Genomic DNA, 12,451 nt, shown 5'->3' on the forward strand with positions numbered 1-12,451 from the left:
GGCAACAGTCGAGAATGTTGAACCTTTCATGACCGAAACCGACGTCGTCATCATCGGCGCTGGCCATAACGGCCTCACCTGCGCGGCCTATCTCGCGATGGCGGGGCTGCGGGTGACGGTGGTCGAGCGGCGCAAGGTGGTGGGCGGTGCCGCGGTGACCGAAGAGTTCCATCCCGGTTTCAAGAATTCGGTCGCCGCCTATACTGTGAGCCTGCTCAATCCGCAGGTCATCCGCGACTTGAAGCTGGCCGAGCACGGCCTACGCGTCGTCGAGCGCCGCGCGCAGAACTTTTTGCCCGCGCCCGATGGCAGTTATCTCCTCACCGGCGAGGGACGAACGAAGGAGCACGTGGCCCGGCTCAGCGCGCATGATGCCGAGGCGCTCGACGGCTTTTCGCGCGAGCTCGAGGCCATCGCCGACGTGCTGCGCCAGTTCGTGCTGCGCGCGCCGCCGAACCTCGTGGAGAGCTTTGGCGCGGGCGCGATCCGCGAGAGTGTCAACGCGCTGCAAAGCGCCAACATCCTGCGCAAGCTCACGCTGGAGCAGAGCCGCAGCCTGCTCGACCTGTTCACGCGCTCGGCCGGCGAGATGCTGGACGAGCGCTTCGAGCACGATCTCGTCAAGGCGCTGTTCGGCTTCGACGCCATCGTCGGCAATTACGCGAGCCCCTATGCGGCGGGCTCGGCCTACGTGATGCTGCACCACGCCTTTGGCGAGGTGAACGGCAAAAAGGGCGTCTGGGGCCATGCCATCGGCGGCATGGGCGCGATCACGCAGGCCATGGCGCGCGCCGCGCGCGACCAGGGCGTTGCGATTCAAACGGACGCCGGCGTGCGCGAGGTGATCGTCGAGCGCGATCGCGCTGTCGGCGTCGTGCTCGAAAGCGGCGAGAGCATCCGCGCAAAATACGTTGTCTCGAACGTCAACCCAAAACTGCTCTACACGCGCCTCGTCGCGGCGGACGCCGTCCCTGCCGACTTCCTCGCCCGCATCCGGCACTGGAAGAACGGCTCCGGCACCTTCCGCATGAATGTCGCGCTCGACCGCCTGCCGTCTTTCACGGCGCTCCCTGGCGACGGCGATCATCTGACCTCCGGCATCATCATCGCGCCGAGCCTTGGCTACATGGACCGCGCCTATCTCGACGCGCGCGCGCAGGGCTGGAGCAGCTCACCCGTGGTGGAGATGCTGATCCCCTCGACGCTCGACGATTCGCTCGCGCCCGAAGGAAAACACGTCGCGAGCCTGTTCTGCCAACACGTCGCGCCGGAGCTGCCCGATGGCAAATCGTGGGACGACCACCGCGAGGAGGTCGCCGACCTCATGATCGCGACGGTGGACGAATATGCACCGGGCTTTGCAGGCCTCGTGCTCGGCCGCCAGATCCTGTCCCCGCTCGATCTCGAGCGACAATTCGGCCTCTTGGGCGGCGATATTTTCCACGGCGCGCTGACGCTGAACCAGCTGTTCTCGGCCCGCCCGATGCTGGGACACGCCGACTATCGCGGGCCGCTGAAGGGCCTTTATCACTGCGGCTCCGGCGCCCATCCCGGCGGCGGCGTCACCGGCGCCCCCGGCCACAATGCGGCGCGGGCGATCCTGAAGGATCATCGCTCGTTGTTCGCTGGCCGTGGATAGGTGTGTGGATAGCCTGTGCACAGGCCTGTCCGACGCGCAGGGACAGGTAGCGCGAGGATCGTGGGAAATCCTGGGGACCATGCCGGGGATATCCTGGGGACAACGCCGGGATATCCCTGTGGACCAGCCGGTGGATCGTCCTTGGGTTAACGGCTGAAAGCCTGTGAGCACCGGATCGGTCTCAGTTTGAAAATGTGCCGTCTGGGAATGCCGTCACGTAGCCCTCTGACCATCCTGGTCGCATTGGGTCCAATAGGCATTCGTCAATCGTAAATCCCTCCGGAACGTCACGAAAGCCCGGCTGATTGCGGACGGCTGCCAGCGCTGCCTCGGCGTTGGTTCGGGTGCTGTAAACCCCGATGAGCTTTATCTCTTCGTGGCCGTCGTCGAACTCATGGACGTGGTGGAGGAGAAACAGTTTAGTCATTGACTTGCACTTTCTTGTACAGCCCCCGCGATGGGATCAGAAAAATCGGCCGCCAGATTTAAAAAGAGACACTACCGGGCACCGCCGCCGCGCCAAAAACGACTTCGCCCGCAAGGGGCGTTCCCCCCGCGGGCGTCGGTCGTGGTCTTCAATGCAATAGCCCCCGCTCGGAAAAGGGAGGCGGAAATTACTTCAAGTTGCTGCTAACTGAACCGAACTTGTCATTCAGGCTGGTGCCCAGGCTGTTGACCACGGTAATGATCGCCAGGGCGATGCCGGCTGCGATCAGACCGTATTCGATCGCGGTGGCGCCGGACTCATCGGACCAGAACTTTTGAACCATGCGCTTCAAGATTTGCCTCCAATTTCCAGTTGCGTTGGCTGCACCCAACATCCGGTAATCTACGGAGCGGAACCTAAAGTTGAATAAACGCGGGAAGCACAAGTTTTGAGAATGATGCGAGGCGATAACTCATCAAATTGGACCGAATTGAGCGAGTATATTTGAAGCAAATGCCCCCCTCACCCACCCACCGCGCGAGCTTTGCGATCGGCGACGAGGCCGCCGCCAAGCGCGTTGTCGATGTCCTGACCGAGATCTTTTTCGATGGCGACGCGGCGGTCGCGGCATTCGAGCAGCCCGATGGGCGCTGGGACGTCACGCTGCACTTCGCGGATGCGCCGGATCAGGATTTCCTGAGGGGAATCATCGCTGAAACGGCAGGTAGCCGGATCGCGGACACGCTGGTGTTCGACAGCGTCGAGGCCAGGGATTGGGTCAAGGCGAGCCTAGAAGACCTCGTGCCCGTTCCGGCCGGACGCTTCGTCGTCCACGGCAGCCATGACCGCGACCGTGTGCCGCCGAACAAGCTCGCCATCGAGATCGAGGCGGCGCTGGCTTTCGGCACCGGCCATCACGGCACGACGCGCGGCTGTTTACTGTTGCTTGACCATATCTTGAAAGGTTCTAGGCCGAAGCGCGTGCTCGACCTCGGTACCGGGACCGGCGTGCTGGCGATCGCGGCGGCCAAGGCGCTGCATCGCGCGGTGCTGGCGAGCGACATCGATCCGCCCTCGGTGCGCGTGGCCCGCGAGAACGCTGGCCTGAACGAGACCGGTCACCACGTGCATGCGATCCGCGCCACCGGCTTTGCCGCGCCCGATTTTGGCGCGTGGGGACCGTTCGACCTGGTGCTGGCCAACATCCTCGCCAACCCCCTGCGGCAGTTGGCAGGTCCCATGAAGCGGCACCTTGCGCCGAGGGCGCACGTCATCCTATCGGGCCTCCTGACGCCCCAGGCCCCTGCCGTGATCGCCGCCTACCGCGCGCGCGGCCTCGTGCCCATACGACACTTGCGGATCGAGGGCTGGAGCAGCCTGTTGCTGCGACGGGTCGGGTGAGGTGCTGTTACAAGGGTGCGTAAAGGCGCGCTCTTCGCGCGCCGTGCCCACCATCGATCCACACCTGGCGATAAAAGTGGTGGGCACGCTTCCGCCTTCGCTCTTCGAGCTACGGCGGACAAGTCGCTTTGCCCCCCTACGCAGTCGTCGATGCTGCCCTAGCTACTCCGCCACCTTGTCGTCGCGGCGGACGGGCGCGCGCTCCTCACGCAAGATCCGCCTGGCGCGGCGCTCGGCGAAGCGGTCGATCATCTGGTAGAGGACGCCGCGTGGCTTCTCTGCCTCGGGGGAGGACGGTCCACGGCGGACCGGAGGCGAGATCTTTTCAAACGTGAACGCAGGCATCGTGTGTCCCCTCGCCGTTGAGATGAACCACTTGCTCGTTTTGCCCTGTTACCCGGACGAAGCGCAAAAGCCGCATCCTTTACTCCACTCGACGCGAATGGAACTTCGCAAGCACGGTCTATGCCAATGCACAACGATTGCGTCCACATTGCGGAGCAATCCCCATCACCCTAAGATAGTCACAGCATGTTCGAAGCTCATTTCCAGACATTCGAGGAGCCGGAAGCCGGCGTCGCATTGAGCGCGCGCCTTGCGGCACTTCGCGAAGAACTCGCCCGCCGCAAGCTGACCGGCTTCGTCATTCCGCGCGCCGACCAGCAGCAGAATGAATATGTGGCGCCGTCGGAGGAGCGGCTGGCCTGGCTCACCGGCTTCACGGGCTCGGCGGGACTGGCGGTCGTGCTGCCGCAGGAGGCCGCGGTGTTCGTCGACGGCCGCTATACGCTGCAAGCGGCCAAGCAGGTCGACACAAAGGCCTGGGCCGTCGAGTCGCTGATCGAACCGCCACCGGAAACCTGGCTCTCCGTGCATCTGAAGGCGGGCGACCGCCTAGGCTTTGACCCGTGGCTGCACACCTTTGCGGCAGCCGAACGCCTGTCCGCCGCCTGCGCCAAGGCCGGCGCCGAGCTGGTGGCGGTCGACTCGAACCCGGTCGATGCCGTGTGGCACGACCGGCCGCCCGCGCCAATCGCGCCGGTCGTGATTCACGCCCTGCAACATGCGGGGATCGCGGAGGCGGAGAAGGCCGCGCAGATCCGTAGCGAGATCGGCAAGCTCGGCGCCGATGCGCTGGTACTGTCCGACAGCCATGCGGTGGCCTGGAGCTTCAACATCCGTGGCGGCGACGTCGCGCACACGCCCTTGCCGCTGTCCTACGCCTTGGTGCCGAAGGACGGCCGGCCAACCGTGTTCATCGACCACCGAAAGCTCTCCAACCTGACGCGCGACCATCTCGAGCGATCCGCCGACGTGCGCGAGCCGGATGCGTTGACGCCGACGCTGATGGCGCTCGCCAAGAGCGGCGCGGCGATCGCGCTGGACAATGCGACGGCCGCCGATGCGCTCAGCCGGCTGATCACGAGCAGCGGTGGCAAGCCGCTGCGCGGCGCCGATCCGGTGACGCTGCTGAAGGCAGTCAAGAATGCCACCGAGATCGCAGGGACGAAGACCGCGCACCGGCGTGACGCGGTGGCGCTGGCCCGCTTCCTCGCATGGGTCGATCGCGAGGCACCCTCGGGCAAGCTGACCGAGATCGACGCGGTGGAGGCGCTGGAGACGTTCCGCCGTGACACCGGCGCACTGAAGGACGTATCGTTCCCGACCATTTCCGGCACGGGCCCGAACGGCGCCATCGTGCATTACCGCGTCACCCGCAAAAGCAACCGGCGGATCGCGCGCGGCGATCTGCTCTTGATCGATTCCGGCGCGCAGTACGAGGACGGCACCACCGACGTCACGCGCACAATGGCCGTCGGCGAGCCCACCGCGGAGATGCGCGACCGCTTCACGCGCGTACTGCGCGGCCATATCGCGATCGCGCGCGCGGTGTTTCCCGACGGCACCACCGGCGCGCAGCTCGACACTCTGGCACGGCAATATCTGTGGGCCGCCGGTGTCGATTTCGAGCACGGCACCGGCCACGGCGTCGGCAGCTATCTCTCCGTGCATGAGGGGCCTGCGCGGATTTCGAAGCTCGGCACCACGCCGCTCAAGCGCGGAATGATTCTCTCCAACGAGCCCGGCTACTACAAGACCGACGGTTTTGGCATCCGCATCGAGAATCTCGAGCTCGTGGTTGCCGCCGACATCGCGGGCGCCGAGAAGCCGATGAACGCCTTCGAGACGCTGACGCTCGCGCCGATCGACCGCCGCCTGATCGATGTGGCAATGCTCAGCACGGATGAGCGCGACTGGCTCAACGCCTACCACGCCCGCGTCAGGGCCGAAGTGCGGCTGGCGCTCGATGAGGCCACCAAGGCGTGGCTCGATGAGGCGACGGCGGAGCTGACGTAGCGCTGCATAGCATTCTCGCGTTCAGCGCAACGCTCTCGCCCCGACCTCCGCCGTCATTCCCCGCGAAGGCGGGGAATCCAGTATTCCAGAGACAGCAGTCGTATACGGAGAAGCCGCGGCGTACTGGATCGCCCGGTCGAGCCGGGCGATGACACCTGCTTTGTGGCGGCCGCGCTGTGTCTGGTGACAGTAAATTTGCGGTGCCAGCATCGCGCATGGCCGCATGCCGAAACATCCGTATTCGCTGGTCCCGCGATGCGGCTAGTGTCGATCCATGCATGGCATGATGGGCAAGCCGACGCTCTCGGCGCAACAGAACCTCGCGACCTCGCGCGTGATGCTGATGTTGCTCGTCGCCATGACCGGCGTCGCGCCAATCTCGCTCTACATGCTGGTTCCGGCACTGCCGGTGCTGGCGACGACGTTCGGTCGCGACATCTCCGTCGCGCAGATGACGGTGTCGCTCTACATGGTCGGCATCGCCTGCTCGCAGATCATCATGGGACCACTGTCGGACCGGTTCGGCCGGCGGCCGGTGCTGCTCGCAGGGCTGGCGCTGATGGTCGGTGCGAGCATTGCCTGCATCTTCGCGGACAACCTGCCGCAACTGATCGCCGCACGCTTCTTCCAGGCGCTGGGCGGCGCCACCGGCATGGTGGTGAGCCGCGCCATCATCCGCGACCTCTACGAGCGCGAGCGCGTCGGCGCGATGATCAGCCTCGTCATCGCCGTCATGATGATCGCGCAAATGCTCTCGCCCCTGACCGGCGGCCTGATCGAGACCGCGTTTGGCTGGCGCGCGATCTTCTACGCCATCACTGGAGGCGCGCTTATAGTCGCTGTCGGCATCGCGCTGGCGCTGCCCGAGACGCGCCGCGCCCGCGCCGCCGGCAGCGGCTTTCGCGGCGACGTCGGCAGCCTCATCCGCAATCGCGCCTTCGTGGGCTATGTGCTGTGCCAGGTGCTGGCTTCGCAGATCATCTTCACCTTCGCCGGCGGCGGTCCCTACATCGTGGTCACGCAGATGGGCCGCAGCAGCGCCGAATATGGCGCGTGGTTCGCGACCACGGCGTTTGCGTATCTGGTTGGCAATCTCCTCTGCGTGCGCTTTGCGCCGCGGCATTCGCTGGAGAAGCTGATCTGGTTCGGGCTCGCGCTGCAACTCAGCGGCAGCGTCCTGAACCTTGTCTGGAGCCTCACGGGCTGGAATGAGGCACCAAGCTGGCTGTTCGGCACGCAGATGATCGTGATGGTCGGCAATGCCTTCGTGATGGCGAACTCGGCCGCCGGCGCCATCAGCGTCCGTCCCGAAGCCGCCGGCACTGCGTCAGGCGCGATGGGCTTCCTGCAGCAGGGCATCGGCTCGCTGGTATCGCAGTTCGGCGCCTATCTCGGCGGCCACTCCGCGACGACGCTGCCACTGACCTCGGCCATAACAGCGATCTCGCTGCTGTGCGCCTCCACCATGATCTTCGTCGTACCGCGGCGCGAGGTCGTGGTGAGCGAAGAGCTGATCGAGCAGGCGGAAGAGGAAGAGAGCGGGATGATGTAGCTGTCGCGCTAGCGATGGTCGTTGCAACAATCTCAGCGTCACCCCCCGCGAAAGCGGGGGATCCAGTATTCCAGAGACAGCGGTCGTAAACAGAGAAGCCGCGGCGTACTGGATCGCCCGCCTTCGCGGGCGATGACGGCGGAGCAAGGGGCGAACGTACCGCCTCACTCCCCGATCAGCTTCAGCCACTCGTCTTCGGTCAGCACCTTGACGCCGTGCTTGTTGGCTTCAGCGAGCTTTGATCCCGCGCCGGGGCCGGCAACGACGAGGTCAGTCTTCTTCGACACCGATCCCGACACCTTCGCACCCAACCGCTCCGCGGTCGCCTTGGCCTCATCTCGCGTCATCTTCTCCAGCGAGCCCGTGAACACCACCGTCTTGCCGGCAACGGCCGAATTGCTCTTCGGCTTCTCGGCGTCGATGATATCGACCTCGCCTGTCAGCCGCTCGACGATACCGCGGTTGTGGCTCTCGCCAAAATAGTCGGCGATGCTCTTGATCACGGTGTCACCGATCTGGTCGAGCGCATCCATGTCGGCAATCGCCTCCTCGTCGCCCTTGGCGGCCTTGAGACAGGCGTCGTGGAAGGCGTCCCAGGAACCATAACCGCGCGCTAGCGCCAGGGCCGTGGTCTCGCCGACATGACGCATGCCGAGCGCATAGATGAAGCGCTCCAGGGCGATGTTGCGCCGGCTCTCGATCGCGCCGAACAGGTTGCGCACCGAGGTCTCGCCGTAACCCTCGATCTCCTCCAGCTTCAGCTTCGCGTTGCGCTTCTGTAGCGTGAAGATGTCGGCGGGCTCCTTCACAAAACCTTCGTCGAAGAAGTATTGAAGCTGCTTCTCGCCGAGGCCATCGATGTCGAACGCGCGCCGCGACACGAACAGCTTCAGATGCTCGATCTTCTGATAGGGACAGGCGAACTCGCCGGTGCAGCGGGCGCGCGACCCCTCCTCGCCCGTCGCCGTCTCCTCGCGCACCACGTCAGTGTGCAGCGGGCACGGGCACTTCTTCGGGAGGTGGAATTCCTTCGCGTTTCTGGGCCGCTTGTCGATGACGACGTCGACGACCTGCGGAATGACGTCGCCGGCGCGCTGAATCACGACGGTGTCGCCGATCCTTATGTCACGACCCTCCCGCAGCACCTCGCCCTTGTTGCCAATGCCCTTGATGTAGTCCTCGTTGTGAAGCGTGACGTTCTGCACGATCACGCCGCCGACGCCGATCGGTTCGAGCTTGCCGACCGGCGTGAACGAGCCGGTGCGGCCGACCTGAATCTCGATGTCGCGCAGCACGGTCATGGCGCGCTCGGCCGGAAACTTGTGCGCAATGCCCCAGCGCGGCGTGCGCGACACGAAGCCGAGCCGTTCCTGCCAGTCGATGCGGTCGACCTTGTAGACGACGCCGTCGATGTCGTAGTCGAGCTCGGCACGCTGCTCTTCGATTGAATGATGAAACGCGAGCAGCTCCTCGACGGAGTGACAAAGCTTCGTCAGCGGATTGGTCTTGAAACCGCAGCGCTCGAACCAGTGGATCATGCCGCTCTGCGTGCCCTCCGGCATCGCGCTCATCTGCCCCCACGCATAGGCGAAGAACCCGAGCGGGCGCGAGGCGGTGATGCCGGGGTCCTTCTGCCGCAGCGAGCCCGCGGCCGAGTTGCGCGGATTGGCGAAGATGGTGTCACCCGCCGCTTTCTGCCGTTCGTTGAGCGCCAGGAATGCCTTCTTGGTCATGTAGACCTCGCCGCGCACCTCGCAGATGTCGGGGACGTTGCGGCCTTTGAGCTTCTTCGGCACGTCCTCGAGCGTACGGATGTTGGCAGTGACGTCCTCGCCTTCCGCGCCGTCGCCGCGCGTCGCAGCTGTGACGAGCTCGCCGCCCTCATAGCGCAGCGACATCGAGAGCCCATCGATCTTGGGCTCGGCGGAGAAATCGATCCTGTCATCGGCAAGCTTCAGGAAGCGCGCGATGCGGCCGACGAAATCGCGCACGTCCTCTTCCGCAAAGGCATTGTCGAGCGACAGCATCGGCACCGCGTGCCGGACCTTCCTGAAGCGTCCGGACGGCGCCGCGCCGATCTTCTGCGACGGCGACTCCGCGCTGACGAATTCCGGGAAGCGCTTCTCGATCGCATTGAAGCGCTGGCGCAGCGAGTCATATTCGGCGTCGGTAACGGTCGGCGCGTCGTCCTGGTAATAGCGCTTGTCGTGCCCCTCGAGTTCGAGGGCAAGCCGCACGTGCTCGACCTTGGCCTGCGCCTTGGTGAGATCGGCGACGTCGGGAAGCGGTTTGGATTTTGCTGCTCTTGCCATGGTGCTTGAATACGACAGACGCGGCGCGAGGGTAAAGGCGGGTCACGGTTTCGTGCCCCGGACCCAGCGCAGCGCTTCTTCAGCGATGCGCTGCAGAGCCGGGGCCCATGTGGCAGCGCTCTGGGTCCCGGCTCGCGCTACGCGCGTCCGGGACACGAAAATTAAGCCGTCGCCGCCCTTAGCAGCCGTTCCGCGGCCGCCCTCGCTTCCGCGGTGATCTCCGCGCCCGCCAGCATCCGCGCGATCTCCTCGCGGCGGTGGTCGGCGGCGAGCGCATTGACGCGGGTGGCGACGCGCTTGCCCTTGTCGAGGGCGTCCTTGGAAATCAGGAGATGCTGGTCGGCGCGGGCGGCGACCTGCGGGGCGTGGGTTACGGCCATCACCTGCACCTGGCCGGCAAGCCGCGCGAGCCGCGCGCCAATGGCGTCAGCCACCGCACCGCCGACGCCGGTGTCGATTTCGTCGAACACCAGGGTCGGCGCCGAGCCGCGATCGGACAGCACGACCTTCAGCGCGAGGAGGAAGCGCGACAGCTCGCCGCCGGAGGCGACCTTCATCATCGGCCCCGGCTTGGTGCCCGGATTGGTCTGCACCCAGAACTCGACGCGATCGAAACCCTGCGGTCCCGGCGCGCGCTCATCGGTCTCCACCTGGGTCATGAATTTCGCGCGTTCGAGCTTGAGCGGGGCGAGTTCGGCGTTGACGGCCTTGTTGAGCTTTTCCGCCGATTTCTGCCGCGCAACTGACAGCTTCTTTGCGGCGCCGGCGTAGCGCGCGTCGGCCTCGATTGCGGCCTGCTCGAGCTTCTTCAACTGTTCGGCGCCGGCATCGATCAACCTGACATCGGCCGCGTATTTCGCGGCAAGCGCTGCCAGGCCATCGACCGGCGTCGAATATTTGCGCGAGGCGGCGCGCAGCGCGAACAGCCGTTCCTCGATGCGTTCGAGCTCCAAGGGGTCGAAATCGGTTGCGGCGAGTGCGGCCTGGAGATGCTGGTCGGCCTCCTCCAACGAATTGATCGCGGCGTCGATCGCCTTCACCGCGGGCTCGACCAGCGCCGGCGAATTGACGCCGCGGCGCTCCAGCCTTCGCACCGCCGCCGAAAGAGCCGCGACCGGCGAATTGTGTCCGCCGACGATTTCCTGCGCCTCGCGCAGGTCGGAGGCGATCTTCTCACCCTGCATCATGGTGGTGCGGCGGGAGGCCAGCGAAGTCTCCTCGCCGTCCTTCGGCGCGAGTTGCTTCAATTCGTCCGAGGCATGGCGCAGATAATCCGCCTCACGCGCGGCGCGCTCCATGCCCGTGCGATGCTCCTCCAGCGCGGTGTTGGCGGTGCGGCGCGCATCCCACAGCGCTTCGACGGCTGTGACATCCTTTTCGAGGCCGGCAAAGGCATCGAGCAGGCGGCGGTGCGTGGATGCATCGACCAGCGCGCGCTCGTCGTGCTGGCCGTGGATCTCGACCAGCGCAGCGCCGACCGCCTTGAGGGTCTGCACGCTGATCGACTGGTCGTTGATGAAGGCGCGGGTGCGGCCGTCGGCGAGCTGCACGCGGCGCAGGATCATCTCACCGGTATCTTCCAGCCCGTTCTCAGCGAGGATCTTCGTCGCGGGATGGGCCTTCGGCACGTCGAACACGGCCGTGACCTGCCCCTGCTCCGCGCCGTGGCGCACGAGGCCGGCATCGCCGCGGCCGCCGAGCGCCAGCGCAAAGGCATCGAGCAGGATGGATTTTCCCGCGCCCGTCTCGCCGGTCAAAACCGCAAGGCCGGTTGCGAATTCGATATCGAGCCGTTCGATCAGGACGATGTCACGGATCGACAGACGCGCCAGCATGGAACCCCAAAATTTCCTAGCCGCCGAGGCCCATCTTCTTGAAGGTCCTGCTGATCCAGGACCCCTGATTCTCGCTCGGCTCGAGACCGCCGGATTTTACAAGATTATAGGCGTCCTTGTACCAGCGGCTGTCAGGAAAATTGTGCCCGAGCACGGCGGCCGCGGTCTGCGCCTCACCGACGATGCCGATCGCGATATAGGCCTCGGTCAGGCGGTAGAGCGCCTCCTCGACGTGGCGCGTGGTCTGGTACTGCGTGACCACGGTCTTGTAGCGGTTGATCGCGGCCGTGAAGTCGCGCTTCTGCGCGTAATAGCGGCCGACGGCCATTTCCTTGCCGGCGAGCTGGTCGCGTGCGCCCTCGATCTTGGACTTGGCGCTGGTCGCATATTCGGAGTTCGGATATTTGCGCACCACCTCTTCGAGCGAGGCGATCGCCTTCTCGGTGCGGGTCTGGTCGCGGCTGATGTCAGGGATCTGGTCGTAATGGGAGGCCGCGATCAGATACTGCGCGTACGCCGCGTCCGGGCTGCCGGGATGCAGGGTGACGTAGCGGCTCGCGGAGCCGATGCAGCTGTCATAGTCGCCGGCCTGATAGGACGCATAAGCCGACATCAGAAGCGACTTACGGGCGAGGTCGGAATAGGGGTGCTGCCGGTCGACTTCCTCGAACTTCTTGTTCGCCGCCTTGATGTCCTTCTTCTCGTTCATGAGGTACAGGCCCTCATTGTAGAGCTTGTCGGCCGGCTCCTCGACGAAGGTGTCGTCCTTGGCGGTGAACTTGTCCCACAGCTCGCCAGTGCCGCAGCCACCGAGCGGCAGCGCGACCGCGAGGAACGCGGCAGCCTGCAGCAACCGCCGTGCCGAGGGTGCGAGCGAAGCCGTGAATGATTCGCGCGTCATACGCTGTGCTGACATGAATTTAAGAC

The 12,451-nt window shown here is 65.2% G+C and carries 10 protein-coding genes; 4 read left to right on the forward strand and 6 right to left on the reverse strand.

What is annotated here, in order from left to right:
* The first annotated feature begins 28 nt into the window (after positions 1–28).
* Positions 29–1,639, forward strand: a complete 1,611-nt coding sequence (locus tag YUU_RS0110540; protein WP_027522328.1) for an NAD(P)/FAD-dependent oxidoreductase — start codon at positions 29–31, stop codon at positions 1,637–1,639.
* 181 nt (positions 1,640–1,820) lie between these two features.
* On the opposite strand, the gene YUU_RS0110545 is transcribed toward YUU_RS0110540, so the two are convergent.
* Together YUU_RS0110545 and YUU_RS0110550 are read right to left on the reverse strand one after the other, a co-directional pair.
* The gene (locus YUU_RS0110545) at positions 1,821–2,066 is read right to left on the reverse strand and encodes a hypothetical protein (RefSeq protein WP_027522329.1); all 246 of its coding nucleotides are present in this window, start codon (positions 2,064–2,066) and stop codon (positions 1,821–1,823) included.
* Between the two features lie 187 nt (positions 2,067–2,253).
* Complete coding sequence (locus tag YUU_RS0110550) at positions 2,254–2,409, reverse strand: Flp family type IVb pilin (protein ID WP_156944231.1); 156 nt, start codon at positions 2,407–2,409, stop codon at positions 2,254–2,256.
* Between the two features lie 170 nt (positions 2,410–2,579).
* Between YUU_RS0110550 and YUU_RS0110555 the strand changes: the two genes are divergently transcribed.
* Entirely contained in the window at positions 2,580–3,467 is an 888-nt protein-coding gene (locus YUU_RS0110555; RefSeq protein WP_027522331.1) for a 50S ribosomal protein L11 methyltransferase, read from the forward strand.
* A gap of 162 nt (positions 3,468–3,629) precedes the next feature.
* Here the strand turns inward: YUU_RS0110555 and YUU_RS0110560 are convergent, their stop codons facing one another.
* Entirely contained in the window at positions 3,630–3,812 is a 183-nt protein-coding gene (locus YUU_RS0110560; RefSeq protein ID WP_027522332.1) for a hypothetical protein, read from the reverse strand.
* A gap of 186 nt (positions 3,813–3,998) precedes the next feature.
* On the opposite strand from YUU_RS0110560, the gene YUU_RS0110565 reads away from it, so the two are divergent.
* On the forward strand, positions 3,999–5,825 hold the full coding sequence (locus tag YUU_RS0110565; RefSeq protein WP_027522333.1) for an aminopeptidase P family protein: 1,827 nt from the start codon (positions 3,999–4,001) through the stop codon (positions 5,823–5,825).
* 274 nt (positions 5,826–6,099) lie between these two features.
* Positions 6,100–7,377: a multidrug effflux MFS transporter gene (locus tag YUU_RS0110570; RefSeq protein WP_027522334.1), complete on the forward strand. Its 1,278-nt coding sequence runs from the start codon at positions 6,100–6,102 to the stop codon at positions 7,375–7,377.
* Between the two features lie 164 nt (positions 7,378–7,541).
* Here the strand turns inward: YUU_RS0110570 and ligA are convergent, their stop codons facing one another.
* The 3 genes from ligA to YUU_RS0110585 all read right to left on the reverse strand — a co-directional run bounded on the left by ligA (position 7,542) and on the right by YUU_RS0110585 (position 12,440).
* Positions 7,542–9,689 carry an NAD-dependent DNA ligase LigA gene (gene ligA, locus YUU_RS0110575; protein WP_027522335.1) on the reverse strand — a complete coding sequence of 716 codons (2,148 nt, stop codon included), beginning with the start codon at positions 9,687–9,689 and terminating at the stop codon, positions 7,542–7,544.
* Positions 9,690–9,850: 161 nt separating this feature from the next.
* The gene (gene recN, locus YUU_RS0110580; RefSeq protein WP_027522336.1) at positions 9,851–11,524 is read right to left on the reverse strand and encodes a DNA repair protein RecN; all 1,674 of its coding nucleotides are present in this window, start codon (positions 11,522–11,524) and stop codon (positions 9,851–9,853) included.
* Positions 11,525–11,540: 16 nt separating this feature from the next.
* The gene (locus YUU_RS0110585) at positions 11,541–12,440 is read right to left on the reverse strand and encodes an outer membrane protein assembly factor BamD (protein ID WP_027522337.1); all 900 of its coding nucleotides are present in this window, start codon (positions 12,438–12,440) and stop codon (positions 11,541–11,543) included.
* Positions 12,441–12,451: the final 11 nt, after the last annotated feature.

Origin of the sequence: Bradyrhizobium sp. Ec3.3 (assembly GCF_000472925.1) — a bacterium.
Classification (GTDB): domain Bacteria; phylum Pseudomonadota; class Alphaproteobacteria; order Rhizobiales; family Xanthobacteraceae; genus Bradyrhizobium.

Bases quoted from the DNA above. Each gene is read 5' to 3' on its own strand.
- YUU_RS0110540 (WP_027522328.1), top strand. From the start codon at position 29: ATGACCGAAACCGACGTCGTCATCATCGGCGCTGGCCATAACGGCCTC.
- YUU_RS0110545 (WP_027522329.1), bottom strand. From the start codon at position 2,066: ATGACTAAACTGTTTCTCCTCCACCACGTCCATGAGTTCGACGACGGC.
- YUU_RS0110550 (WP_156944231.1), bottom strand. From the start codon at position 2,409: ATGGTTCAAAAGTTCTGGTCCGATGAGTCCGGCGCCACCGCGATCGAA.
- YUU_RS0110555 (WP_027522331.1), top strand. From the start codon at position 2,580: ATGCCCCCCTCACCCACCCACCGCGCGAGCTTTGCGATCGGCGACGAG.
- YUU_RS0110560 (WP_027522332.1), bottom strand. From the start codon at position 3,812: ATGCCTGCGTTCACGTTTGAAAAGATCTCGCCTCCGGTCCGCCGTGGA.
- YUU_RS0110565 (WP_027522333.1), top strand. From the start codon at position 3,999: ATGTTCGAAGCTCATTTCCAGACATTCGAGGAGCCGGAAGCCGGCGTC.
- YUU_RS0110570 (WP_027522334.1), top strand. From the start codon at position 6,100: ATGCATGGCATGATGGGCAAGCCGACGCTCTCGGCGCAACAGAACCTC.
- ligA (WP_027522335.1), bottom strand. From the start codon at position 9,689: ATGGCAAGAGCAGCAAAATCCAAACCGCTTCCCGACGTCGCCGATCTC.
- recN (WP_027522336.1), bottom strand. From the start codon at position 11,524: ATGCTGGCGCGTCTGTCGATCCGTGACATCGTCCTGATCGAACGGCTC.
- YUU_RS0110585 (WP_027522337.1), bottom strand. From the start codon at position 12,440: ATGTCAGCACAGCGTATGACGCGCGAATCATTCACGGCTTCGCTCGCA.